Annotated in this window: 18 protein-coding genes; 16 read left to right on the top strand and 2 right to left on the bottom strand. The window is 65.6% G+C overall.

Annotated features, from left to right (window positions below):
* Positions 1-38 precede the first annotated feature (38 nt).
* The 12 genes from U5809_RS08260 (at position 39) to cysM (ending at position 11971) form a co-directional block, all read left to right on the top strand.
* Positions 39-965, top strand: coding sequence for a prephenate dehydrogenase (locus U5809_RS08260; RefSeq protein WP_322086128.1), 927 nt, complete (start codon positions 39-41; stop codon positions 963-965).
* A gap of 13 nt (positions 966-978) precedes the next feature.
* A complete protein-coding gene (gene aroA / locus U5809_RS08255; RefSeq protein WP_176049263.1) occupies positions 979-2283 on the top strand; it encodes a 3-phosphoshikimate 1-carboxyvinyltransferase in 1305 nt (434 codons plus the stop codon).
* A 13-nt stretch (positions 2284-2296) separates the two neighbouring features.
* Complete coding sequence (gene cmk / locus U5809_RS08250) at positions 2297-2983, top strand: (d)CMP kinase (RefSeq protein ID WP_322086127.1); 687 nt, start codon at positions 2297-2299, stop codon at positions 2981-2983.
* A gap of 142 nt (positions 2984-3125) precedes the next feature.
* On the top strand, positions 3126-4838 hold the full coding sequence (gene rpsA, locus U5809_RS08245) for a 30S ribosomal protein S1 (protein WP_166957495.1): 1713 nt from the start codon (positions 3126-3128) through the stop codon (positions 4836-4838).
* A gap of 22 nt (positions 4839-4860) precedes the next feature.
* Positions 4861-5184, top strand: coding sequence for an integration host factor subunit beta (locus U5809_RS08240; protein WP_006486894.1), 324 nt, complete (start codon positions 4861-4863; stop codon positions 5182-5184).
* A 208-nt stretch (positions 5185-5392) separates the two neighbouring features.
* Positions 5393-5686, top strand: a complete 294-nt coding sequence (locus tag U5809_RS08235) for a lipopolysaccharide assembly protein LapA domain-containing protein (protein ID WP_012328123.1) — start codon at positions 5393-5395, stop codon at positions 5684-5686.
* Between the two features lie 53 nt (positions 5687-5739).
* Positions 5740-6912: a lipopolysaccharide assembly protein LapB gene (gene lapB / locus U5809_RS08230; RefSeq protein WP_322086126.1), complete on the top strand. Its 1173-nt coding sequence runs from the start codon at positions 5740-5742 to the stop codon at positions 6910-6912.
* A 90-nt stretch (positions 6913-7002) separates the two neighbouring features.
* Positions 7003-8403, top strand: a complete 1401-nt coding sequence (locus U5809_RS08225; protein WP_322086125.1) for a UDP-glucose/GDP-mannose dehydrogenase family protein — start codon at positions 7003-7005, stop codon at positions 8401-8403.
* Between the two features lie 7 nt (positions 8404-8410).
* The gene (rfaE1, locus tag U5809_RS08220; RefSeq protein WP_282506998.1) at positions 8411-9361 is read left to right on the top strand and encodes a D-glycero-beta-D-manno-heptose-7-phosphate kinase; all 951 of its coding nucleotides are present in this window, start codon (positions 8411-8413) and stop codon (positions 9359-9361) included.
* Positions 9362-9424: 63 nt separating this feature from the next.
* Positions 9425-10417, top strand: coding sequence for an ADP-glyceromanno-heptose 6-epimerase (gene rfaD / locus U5809_RS08215; RefSeq protein WP_322086124.1), 993 nt, complete (start codon positions 9425-9427; stop codon positions 10415-10417).
* A gap of 74 nt (positions 10418-10491) precedes the next feature.
* Entirely contained in the window at positions 10492-10845 is a 354-nt protein-coding gene (locus U5809_RS08210; protein ID WP_322086123.1) for a ComEA family DNA-binding protein, read from the top strand.
* 223 nt (positions 10846-11068) lie between these two features.
* The gene (cysM, locus tag U5809_RS08205; protein ID WP_124448883.1) at positions 11069-11971 is read left to right on the top strand and encodes a cysteine synthase CysM; all 903 of its coding nucleotides are present in this window, start codon (positions 11069-11071) and stop codon (positions 11969-11971) included.
* 77 nt (positions 11972-12048) lie between these two features.
* Here cysM and mltB read toward each other — a convergent pair whose 3' ends face one another.
* The gene (gene mltB, locus U5809_RS08200; protein WP_322086122.1) at positions 12049-13395 is read right to left on the bottom strand and encodes a lytic murein transglycosylase B; all 1347 of its coding nucleotides are present in this window, start codon (positions 13393-13395) and stop codon (positions 12049-12051) included.
* A 43-nt stretch (positions 13396-13438) separates the two neighbouring features.
* On the opposite strand from mltB, the gene U5809_RS08195 reads away from it, so the two are divergent.
* The gene (locus U5809_RS08195; RefSeq protein WP_011351344.1) at positions 13439-14362 is read left to right on the top strand and encodes a histone deacetylase family protein; all 924 of its coding nucleotides are present in this window, start codon (positions 13439-13441) and stop codon (positions 14360-14362) included.
* 30 nt (positions 14363-14392) lie between these two features.
* On the opposite strand, the gene U5809_RS08190 is transcribed toward U5809_RS08195, so the two are convergent.
* On the bottom strand, positions 14393-15313 hold the full coding sequence (locus U5809_RS08190; protein ID WP_322086121.1) for an alpha/beta hydrolase: 921 nt from the start codon (positions 15311-15313) through the stop codon (positions 14393-14395).
* A 216-nt stretch (positions 15314-15529) separates the two neighbouring features.
* On the opposite strand from U5809_RS08190, the gene U5809_RS08185 reads away from it, so the two are divergent.
* The 3 genes from U5809_RS08185 to U5809_RS08175 are packed head-to-tail and all read left to right on the top strand — an operon-like array spanning position 15530 to position 18031.
* The gene (locus U5809_RS08185) at positions 15530-16564 is read left to right on the top strand and encodes a methionine ABC transporter ATP-binding protein (protein WP_322086120.1); all 1035 of its coding nucleotides are present in this window, start codon (positions 15530-15532) and stop codon (positions 16562-16564) included.
* A complete protein-coding gene (locus tag U5809_RS08180; protein ID WP_006486982.1) occupies positions 16554-17207 on the top strand; it encodes a methionine ABC transporter permease in 654 nt (217 codons plus the stop codon). Before U5809_RS08185 ends, U5809_RS08180 begins: the two co-directional genes overlap by 11 nt.
* A gap of 29 nt (positions 17208-17236) precedes the next feature.
* On the top strand, positions 17237-18031 hold the full coding sequence (locus tag U5809_RS08175) for a MetQ/NlpA family ABC transporter substrate-binding protein (RefSeq protein WP_282507004.1): 795 nt from the start codon (positions 17237-17239) through the stop codon (positions 18029-18031).
* Positions 18032-18285 lie beyond the last annotated feature (254 nt).

Below are 18285 nucleotides of genomic sequence, written 5' to 3'. Positions count from 1 at the left end.
GCGGGGCAACGCTTCGCGCGCGTAACTTGGCTCTAGTCGTGTCAGGCTTTGCATTCAACAAACTGGTCATCTTCGGTGTCGGCCTGATCGGCGGATCGCTGGCCCGCGCGCTGCGCGAGCGTGCGCCGGGCGGTGCTGGCGAGATCGTCGGCGTGGGCCGTTCGCGTGCGTCGGTCGAGCGCGCGCTGTCGCTCGGCGTGATCGACCGCGCGGCGGCGCTCGACGACGACGCGCAATTGCGCGCCGCGCTTGCCGGCGCCGATCTCGTGTTGCTGGCCGCACCGGTCGCGCAGACGGGCCCGTTGCTCGCGCGCATCGCGCCGTGGCTCGACGATGCGACGATCGTCACCGATGCGGGCAGCACCAAGTCCGACGTCGTCGCGGCCGCGCATGCAGCGCTCGGCCCGCGGATCGTGCAGTTCGTGCCGGGGCATCCGATCGCCGGCCGCGAGTCGAGTGGCGTCGAGGCCGCGTTGCCGGACCTGTACGTCGGGCGCAACGTCGTGCTGTGTCCGCTGCCGGAGAACGCGCCGGAATCCGTCGCGCGCATCGAAGCGATGTGGCGTGCGACTGGCGCCGACGTGCGCATGATGAGCACCGAGCAACACGATCGCGTGTTTGCATCGATCAGTCATTTGCCGCACGTGCTGTCGTTCGCGCTCGTCGAGCAGATCCTCGGCGAGGCCGACGCGGAACTGAAATTCTCGTATGCGGCGGGCGGCTTCCGCGATTTCACGCGCATCGCCGCGTCGAGCCCGGAAATGTGGCGCGACGTGTGCGTCGCGAACCGCACGGCGCTGCTCGACGAACTCGACGGCTATACGCGCGTGCTCGAGCGGCTGCGTGAGGCGATCGACGCCGGCGACGGCGCGGCACTCGAAGCCGTGTTCACGCGCTCGCGCGCCGCACGCAAGGCATGGCAGGAGCGCGGCGGCGCGCCCGTTGCCGAACCGGTCAAGAAATAACAGGACGATTCCCATGGACTATCTCGATCTCGGCCCGTACTCCAGCGCATCGGGCACCGTGCGCCTGCCTGGCTCGAAAAGCATTTCGAACCGCGTGCTGCTGCTTGCGGCGCTGGCCGAAGGCGAAACGACGATCACCAACCTGCTCGACTCCGACGACACGCGCGTGATGCTCGATGCACTCGGCAAGCTCGGCGTGAAGCTCGCGCGTGACGGCGACACCTGTGTCGTCACGGGCACGCGCGGCGCGTTCACCGCGAAGACGGCCGACCTGTTCCTCGGCAACGCGGGCACGGCCGTGCGGCCGCTGACCGCCGCGCTCGCGGTGAACGGCGGCGACTATCGCGTGCACGGCGTGCCGCGCATGCACGAGCGGCCGATCGGCGATCTCGTCGACGGCCTGCGCCAGATCGGCGCCCAGATCGACTACGAGCTGAACGAAGGCTTTCCGCCGCTGCGGATCAAGCCCGCGGCGATTTCGGTCGATGCACCGATCCGCGTGCGCGGCGACGTGTCGAGCCAGTTCCTCACGGCGCTCCTGATGACGCTGCCGCTCGTGAAGGCGAAGGACGGCCGGACCGTCGTCGAAGTCGACGGCGAGTTGATCTCGAAGCCGTACATCGACATCACGATCCGTCTGATGGAGCGCTTCGGCGTGACCGTCGAGCGCGACGGCTGGCAGCGCTTCGTCGTGCCGGCCGGTGTCCGCTACCGCTCGCCGGGGCGGATCATGGTCGAGGGCGACGCGTCGTCCGCGTCGTACTTCCTCGCGGCCGGCGCGCTTGGCGGCGGCCCGCTGCGCGTCGAGGGCGTGGGGCGCGCGAGCATTCAGGGCGACGTCGGCTTCGCGAACGCGTTGATGCAGATGGGTGCGAACGTGACGATGGGCGACGACTGGATCGACGTGCGCGGCATCGGCCACGACCACGGCAAGCTCGAGCCGATCGACATGGACTTCAACCTGATCCCCGATGCGGCGATGACCATCGCGGTCGCGGCGCTGTTCGCGAACGGCACGAGTACGCTGCGCAACATCGCGAGCTGGCGCGTGAAGGAGACCGACCGCATCGCCGCGATGGCGACCGAGTTGCGCAAGGTCGGCGCGATCGTCGAGGAAGGCCCCGACTATCTCGTCGTCACGCCGCCGGAAAAGCTCACGCCGAACGCGGCGATCGACACGTACGACGATCACCGGATGGCGATGTGCTTCTCGCTCGTCAGCCTGGGCGGCGTGCCCGTGCGGATCAACGATCCGAAGTGCGTCGGCAAGACGTTCCCCGACTATTTCGACCGCTTCGCCGCGCTCGCCAAAGCATGACCCGACTGTTCCGATGAAATCGACCCGACCCTTTCACCCGACTCCCGTCATCACGATCGACGGCCCGACCGCTTCCGGCAAGGGCACCGTCGCCGCGCTCGTCGCCGCGAACCTTGGCTTCCACCTGCTCGACAGCGGCGCGCTGTACCGGCTTGCCGCACTCGCGAGCGTGCGCTACGGCATCGCCGCGGAGGATATCGACGCCCTGGTGAAGCTGGTCGACGATCTCCACATCACGTTTCGTGAAGGCTGTGCGCAGCTCGACGGCGTCGACGTGTCGAACGACATCCGCGCCGAAGCGGTTGGCAACCGCGCGTCGGCCATCGCCGTGCACGGGCCCGTGCGCACCGCGCTCGTCGCGCGCCAGCGCGCGTTCCGCAAGACGCCGGGCCTCGTCGCGGACGGGCGCGACATGGGCACGGTGATCTTCCCGGATGCCGTGCTGAAGGTGTTCCTGACGGCCAGCGCCGAGGCTCGCGCGGCCAGACGGCATAAGCAATTGATGCAAAAAGGTTTTTCTGCTAATATAGATGACTTGCTCCGGGATCTTCGTGAACGTGACGCGCGCGACAGCAATCGCGCAGCCGCGCCGCTGAAGCCTGCGGCAGATGCCAAGCTGCTCGATACGTCGGCGCTTTCGGTCGATGAAGCCGTCGATCAAGTGCTGCAGTGGTACCGGGCGCTCGGCCAGCCCGCCTGAGAAGGCGGGTCGCGGTAGGTGCTCCGCGTCGTAAGCGCGGAGCGTGTTTCGAACCCTTAACCCCGTGTGGTCATCGATCTGGCCCTTTCAGCCTGCCATTCCGGCCGGCGTGGCACAGCGACCCATGCACAATCAGATTTTTATGTCCGACCTGCAAACCTCTACCCCGAATACTGAATCTTTTGCGGCTCTGTTCGAAGAGTCGCTGACCCGCCAAGACATGCGCGCCGGCGAAGTGATTTCCGCCGAAGTCGTGCGCGTCGACCACAACTTCGTGGTCGTCAATGCAGGCCTGAAGTCCGAGGCTTACATTCCGATCGAGGAATTCCTGAACGATCAGGGCGAGGTTGAGGTGCAGTCGGGCGATTTCGTGTCCGTCGCGATCGACGCACTCGAAAACGGCTACGGCGACACGATCCTGTCGCGCGACAAGGCGAAGCGCCTTGCATCGTGGCTGTCGCTGGAAAAGGCTCTCGACAACAACGAACTCGTCACCGGCACGATCACCGGCAAGGTGAAGGGTGGCATGACCGTGATGGTCAACGGCATCCGCGCGTTCCTGCCGGGTTCGCTGGTCGACACGCGTCCGGTCAAGGACACGACCCCGTACGAAGGCAAGACGCTCGAGTTCCGCGTGATCAAGCTCGATCGCAAGCGTAACAACGTCGTGCTGTCGCGTCGTGCAGTGATCGAAGCGACCCAGGGCGAAGAGCGCGCGAAGCTGCTCGAGACGCTGAAGGAAGGCGCGATCGTCAACGGCGTGGTCAAGAACATCACCGACTACGGCGCGTTCGTCGACCTCGGCGGCATCGACGGCCTGCTGCACATCACCGACATCGCATGGCGTCGTGTGCGTCACCCGAGCGAAGTCCTGTCGGTTGGCCAGGAAGTCACCGCGAAGATCCTCAAGTTCGACCAAGAGAAGAACCGCGTCTCGCTGGGCATCAAGCAACTGGGCGACGATCCGTGGGAAGGCATCTCGCGCCGTTACCCGTCGGGCACGCGCCTGTTCGGCAAGGTCACGAACATCACCGACTACGGCGCATTCGTCGAAGTGGAATCGGGCATCGAAGGCCTCGTCCACGTGTCGGAAATGGACTGGACCAACAAGAACGTTGCACCGTCGAAGGTTGTCCAGCTGGGCGACGAAGTCGAAGTCATGGTTCTCGAGATCGACGAAGACCGTCGTCGTATCAGCCTCGGCATGAAGCAGTGCAAGCCGAATCCGTGGGATGACTTCAGCCGCAACTTCAAGAAGGGCGACAAGATCACGGGCGCAATCAAGTCGATCACCGACTTCGGCGTGTTCATCGGTCTGCCGGGCGGCATCGACGGCCTGGTCCACCTGTCGGACCTGTCGTGGAGCGAAACCGGCGAGGAAGCCGTTCGCAAGTACAAGAAGGGCGACGAAGTCGAAGCAATCGTGCTCGGTATCGACGTCGAGAAGGAGCGTATTTCGCTCGGCATCAAGCAGCTCGAAGGCGACCCGTTCAGCAACTACGTTGCAATGAACGACAAGGGCTCGATCGTCGACGGCGTCGTGAAGACGGTCGATGCGAAGGGTGCGGTCGTCACGCTGACGGGCGACATCGAAGGCTACCTGCGTGCGTCGGAAATCTCGCAGGATCGCGTCGAAGATGCGCGCAACGTGCTGAAGGAAGGCGACAAGGTCAACGCGATGGTGATCAACATCGATCGCAAGTCGCGCGGCATCAACCTGTCGATCAAGGCGAAGGATTCGGCTGAACAACAGGAAGCGATCCGCGGCCTGCAGTCGGACACCAGCTCGGCTGCGACCGGTACGACCAACCTCGGCGCGCTGCTGAAGGCGAAGCTCGACGGCCAGAACCAGTAAGCCTCACGAGGTCTGCTGAAGTATGACCAAATCCGAGTTGGTCGCGCAGCTGGCATCGCGATTTCCGCAACTTGTCCTCAAGGATGCGGATTTCGCGGTGAAAACGATGCTCGATGCGATGTCTGATGCCCTGGCGAAAGGGCATCGCATCGAAATTCGGGGTTTCGGCAGCTTCGGCCTCAACCGTCGCCCGGCGCGCGTCGGACGCAACCCGAAGTCAGGAGAGAAAGTGCAGGTGCCCGAGAAGTTCGTGCCGCACTTCAAGCCTGGCAAGGAATTGCGTGAACGCGTCGACGGCCGCGCCGGTGAACCGCTGAAGGCTGACGATCCGGACGACGAGCGTTGAACGTCGTTCGGAGTGCCCGGAACCCGTCCGGCGAAGGCTGAAAAGAAAAGCGCCCCCTGGGGCGCTTTTTTCATTTCCGGCGGCAGCGATGCAACGGCTGGCGCAGGATGTGCGCAGCCGCGGAAACGCTTCCTTTACAATACGGGTCGATTCGGTGCGACGAAGGGGAGTCGCGCGCCGCAGCAAACCTCAACAAAGAGAGGGCTTCATGAAGTTTATCGTCTGGCTGATCCGGGTATTGGTGTTCGTCCTGCTGCTGGTGCTCGCGCTGGCCAATACGCAAACCGCGACGCTGAATTTCGTTGCCGGCTACGCATGGCAAGCGCCGCTGATCCTGATCGGCCTGGCGTTCTTCGCCGTGGGGTTGCTGGCGGGCCTGCTGTCCGCGCTGCCTTCGATCTTCCGCCTGCGTCTCGAGAACGGGCGCCTGAAGCGCGATCTGCGTGCGGCGCGCGAAACGCCCGCCGTCATCGATCAGCCGCCGATGCCGCCCGTCATTTAACACGGACGCCGCGCGATCATCGCGCGGTTTTCGTCTCTGCTTCGATATTTCGCATGGATCTGGATTTCTGGTGGTTGCTCGCGATTCCGGTCGCGTTCGCGCTCGGTTGGGCGGCGTCACGCTATGACCTGAAGAATCTCCTGTCGGAGAGTGCCAACCTGCCGCGCTCGTATTTCCGCGGCCTGAATTTTCTGCTGAACGAACAACCCGACAAGGCGATCGACGCGTTCATCGAGGTCGCCAAGCTCGATCCCGAGACGGTCGAGCTGCACTTCGCGCTCGGCAACCTGTTCCGCCGCCGCGGCGAGACCGACCGCGCGATCCGCGTGCACCAGAACCTGCTGAGCCGCACGGACCTGCCGGTCAACGAACGTGACCACGCGCTTTACGAGCTCGGCCAGGATTTCCTGAAGGCCGGCCTGCTCGATCGCGCCGAGGAGGCGTTCCACAAGCTCGCCGACGGCGACTACGCGCTCGGTGCGCAACGGGCGCTGCTGACGATCTACGAGATCGAGAAGGACTGGAACAAGTCGATCGATACCGCGAAGCGCATCGAATCGATGAGCGACAAGCCGCTCGGCGTCGAGATTGCGCAGTTCCACTGCGAACTCGCGCAGGAAGCGCTGCAGCGCAAGAATGCGGCCGCGGCGGCCGACCAGTTGCGCCTGGCACTGACCGTGAACCCGCAGAACGTGCGTGCGACGGTGCTGTCCGGCGACGCAGCGGAGGCGGCGGGCGACCACGCGGCCGCGATCGAGCACTGGAAGCGCGTCGAAGCGCAGAATCCCGCGTACCTGCCGCTCGTCGCCGACAAGTTGATGAAGGCGTATGTCGCGCTCGGCAAGAACGCCGAGGGCGCCGAGCTGCTGATGGGGTATGTCGACCGCTATCCGTCGAACGATCTGCTCGACATCGCGTACCAGCACATCGCCGGGTTGCGCGGCCAGGAGGCGGCGCACACGCTCGCGCGCATGCAGATGGAGAAGTCGCCGAACCTGTCGGGGATGCTGCACCTGCTCGATGCACAGATCGCGGCGGCCGACGAGCCGCGTCGTAAGGAACTTGAAATGATGCGTGCGCTGATCAAGCAGCGCACGAAAAATCTGCCACGGTATACGTGCCAGAATTGCGGTTTCCGGGCACGGCTCTTCTACTGGCAGTGCCCCGGATGCAGCGGCTGGGAAACCTATGCGCCGCGCCGCGTCGAACCTGCGATGCCGGGCTGATCCCGGCACGCGGAGCCAACGCGCTGCGGTTGCCGCCGGGCTCGTCCCGGCGGCCAAGTTAGTCAATTACCGGGAAGTACCGGAACATCTATGAAAATCACCATCATCGGCACCGGCTATGTCGGTCTCGTCACGGGCGCCTGCCTCGCGGAGATCGGTCACGACGTCTTCTGTCTCGACGTCGATCCGCGCAAGATCGACATCCTGAACAACGGCGGGATGCCGATTCACGAACCGGGGCTGCTGGACATCATCGCGCGCAACCGCGCGGCGGGGCGGCTGCGCTTCTCGACCGACATCGAGGCGAGCGTCGCGCACGGCGAGATCCAGTTCATTGCGGTCGGTACGCCGCCCGACGAGGACGGCTCGGCCGACCTGCAGTACGTGCTCGAGGCCGCACGCAACATCGGTCGCTACATGACGGGCTTCAAGGTGATCGTCGACAAGTCGACGGTGCCGGTCGGCACCGCGCAGCGTGTGCGCGGCGTGGTCGACGAGGCGCTGGCCGCACGCGGGCTCGCGGGCAGCGTCGCGCATCGCTTCTCGGTCGTGTCGAACCCTGAATTCCTGAAGGAAGGCGCGGCGGTCGAGGATTTCATGCGTCCGGACCGGATCATCATCGGCGTCGACGACGACGAGACGGGCACGATCGCGCGCGAGAAGATGAAGAAGCTCTACGCGCCGTTCAACCGCAACCATGAGCGCACGATCTACATGGACGTGCGCTCGGCCGAATTCGCGAAGTATGCGGCGAACGCGATGCTCGCGACGCGCATCTCGTTCATGAACGAGATGTCGAATCTCGCCGACAAGGTCGGCGCCGACATCGAGGCCGTGCGCCGCGGGATCGGTTCCGATCCGCGCATCGGCTATCACTTCCTGTACGCCGGCGTCGGCTACGGTGGCTCGTGCTTCCCGAAGGACGTCCAGGCATTGATTCGTACTGCCAGCGAGAACGGTCAGCCACTGCGCATCCTGGAAGCCGTCGAGGCCGCGAACCATGCGCAGAAGGACGTGCTGATCGGCAAGATCGAGCAGCGCTTCGGCGCCGACCTCAAGGGCCGCGAGTTCGCGGTGTGGGGCCTCGCGTTCAAGCCGAATACCGACGACATGCGCGAGGCGCCGAGCCGACGCCTGATCGCCGCACTGCTCGAGCGCGGCGCGACCGTGCGCGCGTACGATCCGGTCGCGGTCGACGAAGCGCGGCGTGTGTTCGAGCTGGATTTCGGCAACGATGCCGACGCGCTGGCGCGGCTGCATCTCGTCGAGACGCAGGACGTCGCCGTGACGGGTGCGGACGCACTCGTGATCGTGACCGAGTGGAAGGAATTCCGGAGCCCCGATTTCACGCGCCTGAAGGCCGAACTGAAGGCGCCGGTGATCTTCGACGGGCGCAACCTGTACGAGCCGGACGCGATGGCCGAACTGGGCATCGACTACTACGCGATCGGCCGGCCGTATGTCGATCCCCAGTCGTCCTCCCGTGGCTGACCACACGATGAATACACTTCGCGAAATCGTTCCGGTGCCGCGTGCGCAGCTCGCGCGCTCGCGCGTGCTCGTCGTCGGCGACGTGATGCTCGACCGTTACTGGTTCGGCAACGTCGATCGCATTTCGCCTGAGGCGCCGGTGCCGGTCGTGCACGTGCAGCGTCAGGAGGAGCGGCTCGGCGGCGCGGCCAACGTCGCGCGCAATGCCGTGACGCTCGGCGGCCAGGCCGGGTTGCTGTGCGTCGTCGGATGCGACGAGCCCGGCGAGCGGATCGTCGAGCTGCTCGCCAGCAGCGGCGTGACGCCGCATCTCGAGCGCGACCCGGCACTGCCGACCACGATCAAGCTGCGCGTGCTCGCGCGCCAGCAGCAACTGCTGCGCGTCGACTTCGAGGCGATGCCGACGCACGAGGTGCTGCTCGCGGGGCTCGCGCGCTTCGACGCGCTGCTGCCCCAGCACGACGTCGTGCTGATGTCGGATTACGCGAAAGGCGGCCTGACGCACGTCACGACGATGATCGAGAAGGCGCGTGCAGCCGGCAAGTCGGTGCTCGTCGATCCGAAGGGCGACGACTGGGCGCGCTATCGCGGCGCGTCGCTGATCACGCCCAACCGTGCCGAGTTGCGCGAAGTGGTCGGCCAGTGGAAGTCGGAAGACGATCTGCGAGCACGCGTCGCGAACCTGCGTGCGGAACTCGGCATCGACGCGCTGCTGCTCACGCGCTCGGAAGAGGGCATGACGCTTTTTTCCGCCACCGGCGAACTGCACGCACCGGCGCTCGCGCGCGAGGTGTTCGACGTGTCGGGCGCGGGCGATACCGTGATCGCGACAGTCGCGACGATGCTCGGCGCCGGCGTGCCGCTGGTCGACGCGGTCGTGCTCGCGAATCGCGCGGCAGGCATCGTGGTCGGCAAGCTCGGCACGGCCACGGTGGACTACGACGAACTGTTTCACTGAGCGCATTCGGCGGCGCGACGAGCGCGTCGCACGAGTGGCTCGCACTTTTCAGGCAGGACGATCATGACCCTCATCGTCACCGGCGCAGCCGGTTTTATCGGCGCGAACATCGTCAAGGCGCTCAACGAGCGCGGCGAGTCGCGCATCATCGCGGTCGACAACCTGACGCGCGCGGACAAGTTCCGGAATCTCGTCGATTGCGAGATCGACGACTATCTCGACAAGACGGAATTCGTCGAACGCTTCGCGCGCGGAGATTTCGGCAAGGTGCGCGCGGTGTTCCACGAAGGCGCCTGTTCGGACACGATGGAAACCGACGGCCGCTACATGATGGACAACAACTTCCGCTACAGCCGCGCGGTGCTCGATACCTGCCTCGCGCAGGGTACGCAGTTCCTGTATGCGTCGTCGGCCGCGATCTACGGCGGCTCGACGCGCTTCGTCGAGGAGCGCGACGTCGAGGCGCCGCTGAACGTGTACGGCTATTCGAAGTTCCTGTTCGACCAGGTGATCCGTCGCGTGCTGCCGAGCGCGAAGAGCCAGATCGCGGGCTTCCGCTATTTCAACGTGTACGGCCCGCGCGAGACGCACAAGGGGCGCATGGCGTCGGTCGCGTTCCACAACTTCAACCAGTTCCGCGCGGAAGGCAAGGTGAAGCTGTTCGGCGAGTACAACGGCTATGCGCCGGGCGAGCAGACGCGTGACTTCGTGTCGGTCGAGGACGTGACGAAGGTGAACCTGTTCTTCTTCGATCATCCGGAGAAGTCGGGCATTTTCAACCTCGGCACGGGCCGGGCGCAGCCGTTCAACGATATCGCGTCGACGGTCGTGAACACGCTGCGCGCGCTCGACAACCAGCCGCCGTTGACGCTCGCGCAACAGGTCGAGCAGGGGCTGATCGAATACGTACCGTTTCCCGATGCATTGCGCGGCAAGTACCAGTGCTTCACGCAGGCGGACCAGACGAAGCTGCGCGCAGCCGGCTACGACGCAGCGTTCCTGACCGTGCAGGAAGGTGTCGACCGCTACGTCCGTTGGCTATCCGGCCAGGTTTAAACCGCGGCGTTGCCTCGCTAGACTGGGTCTCACGGTCGGCAGCCGCCGGCCGTTTTTCTTCGGAGATCCAGCACATGATCAGGAAATGGTTTGCCGCAGCGGTCATGCTCGGCGCAGTCGCGTCGGCCTGGGCGGCCGTCGACGTCAACACCGCGAGCGAGGATGCGCTCGTCGGCATCAAGGGCATCGGTCCGGCACGGGCGAAGGCGATCCTCGATGAACGCGGCACGCGCGGTCCGTTCAGGAATGCGGAAGATCTCGCCGCGCGCGTGAAAGGCATGGGCGGGCATACCGTCGAGCGGCTTCAGCAGGAAGGGCTGACGATCGGCGCGGCAGGCGCAGCCGGCACGGCCGCGGCGCCGCCCGCCGCGGGCAAGCCGGCGGCAGCCAAGCCTGCTGCTGCGCCGGCCCGCACCGCACAGAAGTAACACGTCGCGCGCGACCGACAACGAGCTCCTTCAGTCGCCGTCGTCATGACGGCTTCCCGCGGCATGCCGCGGGTTTTTTGCGTGGGAGCGGCGTGCGCGATACCGGCGGCGATCACGTTTCGCGCGGCATGCGTATTCCATCGTCGTAATGGGGTTGCCGGCGCGAGCGGCGGTGCTGGTTTACAATCGATCGATTGATCGGCCTCGTACTGACGGTATATCCATGGCTTACAAAACTATCGAAGACACGATCGGCAATACGCCGCTCGTGCAACTAGTCCGCTTGCCGGACGACGAGATTCGCGCGCGCAACAACGTGGTGCTCGCGAAGCTCGAAGGCAACAACCCGGCCGGTTCCGTGAAGGATCGTCCCGCGTTGTCGATGATCAGCAAGGCCGAGGCGCGCGGGCGCATCAAGCCGGGCGATACGCTGATCGAGGCGACGAGCGGCAACACCGGCATCGCACTCGCAATGGCAGCGGCGATCCGCGGCTACAAGATGGTGCTGATCATGCCGGAGGACCTGTCGGTCGAGCGCCGCCAGAGCATGGCCGCCTACGGCGCCGAAATCATCCTGACACCGGTGAAGGGCGGGATGGAACTGGCGCGCGATCTCGCGGACGAGATGCAGCGCGAAGGCAAGGGGGTGATCCTCGACCAGTTCGCGAACCCCGACAATCCCGTTGCGCACTACGAAGCGACGGGGCCGGAGATCTGGCGCGATACCGAAGGGCGCATCACGCACTTCGTGTCGGCCATGGGCACGACGGGCACGATCATGGGCACGTCGCGCTATCTGAAGGAACAGAATCCGGCGATCGAGATCATCGGTGCGCAGCCCGAAGACGGTTCGCGCATTCCGGGCATCCGCAAGTGGCCGGAAGCGTACATGCCGACGATCTTCGATCGCAGCCGCGTCGACCGTGTTGAAAGCGTGAGCCAGGCTGCGTCGGAAACGATGACGCGCCGGCTGGCGGCGGTCGAAGGCATCTTCGCAGGCATTTCGTCGGGCGGCGCGTGCGAAGTCGCGATGCGCATCGCGCGTCAGGTCGAGAACGCGACGATCGTGTTCATCGTCTGCGATCGCGGCGACCGCTATCTGTCCACGGGCGTGTTCCCTGCCTGAACACGGGCTGGCGTGCGCAGCGCGCCGGCGAAAAAAAGCGCCGCTTGTGCGGCGCTTTTTCTTTGGGCGGGCAGATCTTACTGCGACTGCGCGTCGTCGTCGGTGGCCGGCTTCAGCGCGCCGCTCGCTTCCATCTGCGCCTTCACGGCTTCGCCGAGCTGGTACACGGTGAGCGCGTAGAAGAAGCTGCGGTTGTAGCGCGTCAACACATAGAAATTCTTGAGCCCGAGCATGTACTCGGTCGCGCGCCCCGGCGACGGCAGGTCGACCACGGTCACCGGCGTGCCGGCTTCAGTCGTGATGTTGACCGTCGGCTCGTTCAGCGTCATGCCGGCGCGCATCAGTTGCGACAGCGCCCAGTGTGGTTCCGGCTGGCCGTCGGCGGCGGCCTGCGCGATGCCGAGGCTGCCCGTATCGGGCGTGATCTGCCAGACCACCGGTCGGTCGGTTTCCCAGCCGTGCTGTTTCAGGTAGTTCGCGACGCTGCCGATCGCGTCGACAGGACTGCTGCGCAGATCGACGTGGCCCGTGCCGTCGAAGTCGACCGCATATTCGCGGATGCTGCTCGGCAGGAACTGCGGAATCCCGATCGCGCCCGTGTAGGAGCCGAGCACGGTGGACGGGTCGAGCTGGTTGTCGCGGGTCCAGACCAGGAAGTCCTCGAGGTTCTTGCGGAACGTGGCCTGGCGGCTGTCGCGATTCGGCGTGTCCGGATAGTCGAACGTGAGCGTCGTCAGCGCGTCGAGCACGCGGAAATTGCCCATGTAGCGGCCGTAGATCGTCTCGACGCCGATAATGCCGACAATCACCTCGGGCGGCACGCCGAACTGCTCGGACGCGCGCTGCAGCGTCGCCTGGTTCGCCTTCCAGAACTTCACGCCCGCGTTGATGCGGATCGGCTCGATGAAGCGCGAGCGATAGACGCGCCAGTTCTTGACCGTCGGCGACGCGGCGGGCCTCACGAGCTTGACGGCCGTCGCCGAGTAGCTGATGCGCGAGAACAGCGCATGCAGGCTTGTGGAGTCGAAGCCGTTGCGGCTCACCATCTCGTCGATGAAGGCGTCGACCTTCGCGTTGTTCGCATAACGCTGCGGAACAATTTCCTCTTCGAAGGTCTGGCCTTGCGGCACCGGCTGCTGTGGCTGGGCCTGAGCGACGAGCTTGCCGGCGGGCTTCGCCGGCTGCGTCTGCGCACCGGCAGGCGCAGTGCCGAGGGCCGCGACGACAGCGGCGGCGACGAGCGGCACGCGAACACGGAACAGCGCGGAGAGGGGGGCGGCAGGCTTGCTGGAATTCATGTCGAAGCGGGCGGACAGGGCGATTGTGTTCGGCGCAGTATACCCGACGGATCCCGCGCGCCGGGGCGTGGCAGGCCCCCGTTGTGGTAAGTTAGCGGCGAATTCGCGGCAGACGATGGACATCATTGATGGAGACCTGCGGCGCACCGCGCGCCGCCGATGACAGCTTATGGCAACCGCTTTCTATACGCACCCCGACTGCATGCTGCACGAGATGGGGGAATGGCATCCGGAATGCCCGGCCCGCCTGTCGGCGATCCAGGATCAACTGATTGCGAGCCGCATCGACGACCTGATCGTGCACGAAACCGCGCCGTTCGCGAGCGAGGTTGCGCTGGGTCGAGTGCATACGCAGGCGCACATCGACTACATCCGCAGCATGACGCCGGTCGATGGCTACGTCGAGATCGATCCCGATACGCTGATGAATCGCGACACGTGGCGCGCGGCGCTGCGCGCGGCCGGCGCCGCGATCGCGGCGACCGACGCGGTGATCGAAGGCCGCTACGCGAATGCGTTCTGCGGCGTGCGTCCGCCAGGTCACCATGCGGAGCCCGCGCGTGCGATGGGTTTCTGCTTCTTCAACAATGTCGCGATCGCCGCGCGGCATGCGCTCGACGTACACGGCTTGGAACGTGTCGCGATCATCGATTTCGACGTGCACCATGGCAACGGCACCGAGGCCGCGTTCGCGAACGATGAGCGCGTGCTGATGTGCAGCTTCTTCCAGCATCCGCTGTATCCGTTCTCGGGCGTCGATCACCAGGCGCCGAACATGGTCAACCTGCCGATGCCCGCCCGCAGCAACGGGATGGCGATCCGCGAAGCCGTCGACATGTTCTGGCTGCCGCGCCTCGACGCATTCAAGCCGCAGATGCTGTTCGTGTCGGCCGGTTTCGATGCGCATCGCGAGGACGACATCGGCAACCTCGGGCTCGTCGAGGCCGACTTCGAATGGCTGACCGCGCAGATCGTCGATGTGGCGCGCCGGCATGCGCAGGGCCGCATCGTGAGCTGCCTCGAAGGCGGCTACAACCTGTCCGCGCTCGGGCGCAGCGTCGTCGCGCACCTGCGCGTGCTGGCCGGTATCTGACTCCCGGCTGGCAGGGCGCGCCGGGCGCGCTCAGCGTGCCGGCGCGCGCGCGTGAATCCACGCGATCAGCGCGTCGATCACGCGGTCGCGGTCGAGATCGTTCATCGTTTCGTGGAAACCGTCTTCGTATAGCGTCAGCGTACGATCGGGCGAGCCGACGCGCGCGCCGAACGCGCGGCTGCCGTCAGGTTCGGTCAGCTTGTCTTCGGTGCCGTGATAGACGAGCACCGGCACGCGCAGCGCGCCGCGGCCGCTTTCGATACGCGCCATCGCGTCGAGAATCTCCGCGCCGGTGCGCGCGGGCACTGCGCCGTGGTGCACGAGCGGATCGGCGCGATTGGCCGCGACGATGGCCGGATCGCGCGACAGCAGTGCCGCATCGATCTTGATCGCGGGAAACGTCGGCCATACGCGGCTGATGATGCGGCTCACCGCGAGCATCCAGCGTGGCACGTCGCGCCCCGGTGCGAGCGCCGGGCTCGACAGCACGAGGCCCGTCAGCGCGTGGCCGCGGGCCGGCGCACGCTCGATCGCGTAGAGCGCCGCGACTGCGCCGCCCATGCTGTGTCCCATCAGGAACAGCGGCGAATTGCCGCGCGAGGCTTCGGCCACCAGCGCATCCGCATCGTTCAGGTATCCGTCGAAACGCTCGACCCAGGCGCGCTTGCCGGGCGACTGGCCGTGCCCGCGCAGGTCGATCGCGAGCACGTCGATGCCGGCCGCGTTCAGCCGGCCGGCGAGTGCGGCATAGCGGCCCGCGTGTTCGGCGAGGCCGTGCACGAGCGCGATCGTCGCACGCGGCGGCGTCGTGCCGTTGACCGCGGGCCAGCGGTACGACGCCAGTTCGAGCCCGTCCGCGGTACGCAGCCGGCCCATTTTCGGTGCGGGGGCCGACGAAGGCGCGACGCCGGCGGTGGCGGGCGCGGCGGCCGGCGTGGTGGTGGCGGTCATCTGGCGTGTCCCCTGGTTATTGGTCGGTGTTCCGGATCATAGACGCGGCCTTTGCACGGCGGGCCAGCGGCGCCCCTCTAATTTCGTGTAGTTATGAAAAGATCGAAATCGATTATTAAGGGGAATGAGGGGTTTGCGGTAAAATCGACGGTTATTCCAGATGCATCGGCGGCCGACTGGCGGGCCAACTCGCCGGCCGGCCGCCGTTTTGTTTACATGATCGAATTACGCAATCTTTCGCAGCGTTTCCCCGGGCCGGGCGGCTGGGTCGAGGCGCTGCACAACGTCAACCTGACGATCCCGCAGGGCGAGGTGTTCGGCATCATCGGCCGAAGCGGCGCCGGCAAGAGCACGCTCGTGCGCACCATCAACCTGCTCACGCGGCCGACCGAAGGCAATGTCGTCGTCGGCGGGCGCGATCTCACGGTGCTGCCGGCTGGCGCGCTGCGCGAGGCGCGCCGCGAGATCGGCATGATCTTCCAGCACTTCAACCTGCTGTCGTCGCGCACGGTGTTCGACAACGTCGCGTTGCCGCTGGAGCTCGCCGGCGCAAGCCGCACCGAGATCGAAGCTGCCGTGTTGCCGCTGCTCGACCTCGTCGGGCTGTCCGCGCAGAAGGATCGCTATCCGTCGCAGATCAGCGGCGGGCAGAAGCAGCGTGTCGGCATTGCGCGCGCGCTCGCGAGCCGGCCGAAGGTGCTGCTGTCGGACGAAGCGACGTCCGCGCTCGATCCCGAAACCACGCGTTCGATCCTCGATCTGCTGAAGCGCATCAATCGCGAACTCGGCCTGACGATCGTGCTGATCACGCACCAGATGGAAGTGATCAAGCAGGTCTGCGATCGCGTCGCGGTGCTCGATGCCGGGCGCGTGGTCGAGGAAGGCCGCGTGATCGACGTGTTCCTGCAGCCGCATCACGAAGTGACGCGCGCGCTGATCGGCGACGTGATCGCACAGGAGCTGCCGCCCGCGCTGAAGGCACGCGTGGCCGAACGCCTGAAGACGGGCAGCGGGCATCTGCTGCGGCTCGCGTTCACGGGCTCGGGTGTCGACCAGCCGATCCTGTCGGAGACGATCCGCCGGTACGAACTCGATTTCAACATCCTGCACGGCCAGATCGACGAGATCCAGGGGCAGGCATTCGGTTCGCTCGCGGTGCTCGCGGGCGGCGAGCCGGGCAAGGTCGGGCAGGCGCTCGCGTTCCTGCGCGAGCAAGGTGTGGTGGTAGAGGAGCTTTCGTATGTTGAGTGAGATGTTCGATATGTTCGTGCAGTCGTTCTGGGAGACGCTGATCATGGTCGGCATCTCCGGAGCGGTCGGCGCGCTCGTCGGCCTGCCGCTCGGCGTGCTGCTCTACCTGACCGACCGTCAGGGCGTGCTGCAGAACCTTGCGGTGAATCGCGTGCTCGGCGGCATCGTGAACGCCGTCCGCTCGACGCCGTTCATCATCCTGCTGGTCGCGGTGATTCCGTTCACGCGTCTCGTCACGGGCTCGTCGATCGGAACGGCCGCGGCGGTCGTGCCGCTGACGCTCGCAGCCGCGCCGTTCATCGCGCGTCTCGTCGAGACGGCGCTGCGCGAAGTCGACCGCGGGCTGATCGAGGCCGCGCAGTCGATGGGCGCGACCACGTCGCAGATCGTCTTCAAGGTGCTGCTGCCCGAGTCGCTGCCAGGCGTCGTCGCGGGCCTGACGATCACGTTCGTGTCGCTGGTCGGTTATTCGGCGATGGCCGGTGCAATCGGCGGCGGCGGGCTCGGCGATCTCGGGATTCGCTACGGTTACCAGCGTTATCTGCCGGAAGTGATGTGGACGGTCGTCGCGATCCTGATCGTGTTCGTGCAGATCGTGCAGTCGTTCGGCGACTGGCTCGTGCGCCGGCTGAGCCACAAATAATACGAAACCGATCCGTTAGGGGAGACACGATGCAACGACGCTTCATGCTGAAGTTCGCGGCGGTACTGGGTGCGGCCGCGCTGTTCGCGGGCGCGCACGCGCAGGCCGAAACCATCAAGGTGGGCGTGACGGGCGGACCGCACGCGCAGATCATGGAAGCGGTGAAGAAGGTCGCGGCGAAGAGCGGCCTCGAGATCCGCATCGTCGAATTCTCCGATTACGTGCAGCCGAACGCGGCCCTCGCGTCGGGCGACCTCGACGCGAACAGCTACCAGCACGATCCTTATCTGCAGGCGCAGGTGAAGGATCGCGGCTACAAGCTGATCAAGGTCGCGGATACCGTGACGTTCCCGATGGGTATCTATTCGAAGCGCGTGAAGTCGCTGGCTGAACTGAAGCCGGGCGCGCGCGTCGCGGTGCCGAACGATCCGACCAACGGCGGCCGCGCGCTGCTGTTGCTGCAGAAGCAGGGCCTGCTGAAGCTGCGCGCGGATGCGGGGCTGAAGGCAACGCCGCTCGATATCGTCGACAATCCGCGCAAGCTGAAGATCGTCGAACTCGATGCGGCGCAGATTCCGCGCTCGCTCGGCGATGTCGACGCGGCCGCGATCAACACCAACTACGCGATGGAAGCGGGGTTGAAACCGAAACAGGACGCGATCGCGATCGAGGGTCCGAACGGTCCGTACGCGAACATCCTCGCGATTCGCGAGGCGGACCGGAACAAGCCCTGGGTCGCGAAGCTGATCGCGGCCTATCATTCGGCCGACGTGAAGCAGTTCATTGAAGGCAAGTTCGGCGGTGCGGTCATCGCCGCCTGGTAACGGGCGGAGGACGGGCGCCCGGCGGGATTAGAGTTGGTGATCGAAAACCCGGGCTTTGCGTCCGGGTTTTTTCTCTTTTAAAATAGAACGACCGTTCGCTATCATTGGCGCGTCGCCAAGAAGCGGTATCCTCGACAGCCACGATGGATGGGTCCGCTTGACCGCGCAGTCATGAGGCCTCGCTATAGAATGGCCTCTGGTCGTATTCGTAACTTTGGAGCGTGTGCATGAAAATCCTGGTGCCAGTGAAAAGA

This window comes from Burkholderia sp. BCC1999 (assembly GCF_905339975.1).
Classification (GTDB): domain Bacteria; phylum Pseudomonadota; class Gammaproteobacteria; order Burkholderiales; family Burkholderiaceae; genus Burkholderia.
The sequence above is the reverse complement of the archived record's forward strand: the minus strand, read 5'-3'. Positions and strand labels throughout refer to the sequence as shown.

Coding starts and splice junctions, on each gene's coding strand:
- U5809_RS08180 (WP_006486982.1), top strand. CDS start 16,554: ATGTTGAGTGAGATGTTCGATATGTTCGTGCAGTCGTTCTGGGAGACG.
- U5809_RS08195 (WP_011351344.1), top strand. CDS start 13,439: ATGGCAACCGCTTTCTATACGCACCCCGACTGCATGCTGCACGAGATG.
- rfaD (WP_322086124.1), top strand. CDS start 9,425: ATGACCCTCATCGTCACCGGCGCAGCCGGTTTTATCGGCGCGAACATC.
- mltB (WP_322086122.1), bottom strand. CDS start 13,395: ATGATGTCCATCGTCTGCCGCGAATTCGCCGCTAACTTACCACAACGG.
- U5809_RS08235 (WP_012328123.1), top strand. CDS start 5,393: ATGAAGTTTATCGTCTGGCTGATCCGGGTATTGGTGTTCGTCCTGCTG.
- cysM (WP_124448883.1), top strand. CDS start 11,069: ATGGCTTACAAAACTATCGAAGACACGATCGGCAATACGCCGCTCGTG.
- rfaE1 (WP_282506998.1), top strand. CDS start 8,411: ATGAATACACTTCGCGAAATCGTTCCGGTGCCGCGTGCGCAGCTCGCG.
- U5809_RS08240 (WP_006486894.1), top strand. CDS start 4,861: ATGACCAAATCCGAGTTGGTCGCGCAGCTGGCATCGCGATTTCCGCAA.
- rpsA (WP_166957495.1), top strand. CDS start 3,126: ATGTCCGACCTGCAAACCTCTACCCCGAATACTGAATCTTTTGCGGCT.
- U5809_RS08210 (WP_322086123.1), top strand. CDS start 10,492: ATGATCAGGAAATGGTTTGCCGCAGCGGTCATGCTCGGCGCAGTCGCG.
- aroA (WP_176049263.1), top strand. CDS start 979: ATGGACTATCTCGATCTCGGCCCGTACTCCAGCGCATCGGGCACCGTG.
- U5809_RS08190 (WP_322086121.1), bottom strand. CDS start 15,313: ATGACCGCCACCACCACGCCGGCCGCCGCGCCCGCCACCGCCGGCGTC.
- lapB (WP_322086126.1), top strand. CDS start 5,740: ATGGATCTGGATTTCTGGTGGTTGCTCGCGATTCCGGTCGCGTTCGCG.
- U5809_RS08185 (WP_322086120.1), top strand. CDS start 15,530: ATGATCGAATTACGCAATCTTTCGCAGCGTTTCCCCGGGCCGGGCGGC.
- U5809_RS08225 (WP_322086125.1), top strand. CDS start 7,003: ATGAAAATCACCATCATCGGCACCGGCTATGTCGGTCTCGTCACGGGC.
- U5809_RS08175 (WP_282507004.1), top strand. CDS start 17,237: ATGCAACGACGCTTCATGCTGAAGTTCGCGGCGGTACTGGGTGCGGCC.
- cmk (WP_322086127.1), top strand. CDS start 2,297: ATGAAATCGACCCGACCCTTTCACCCGACTCCCGTCATCACGATCGAC.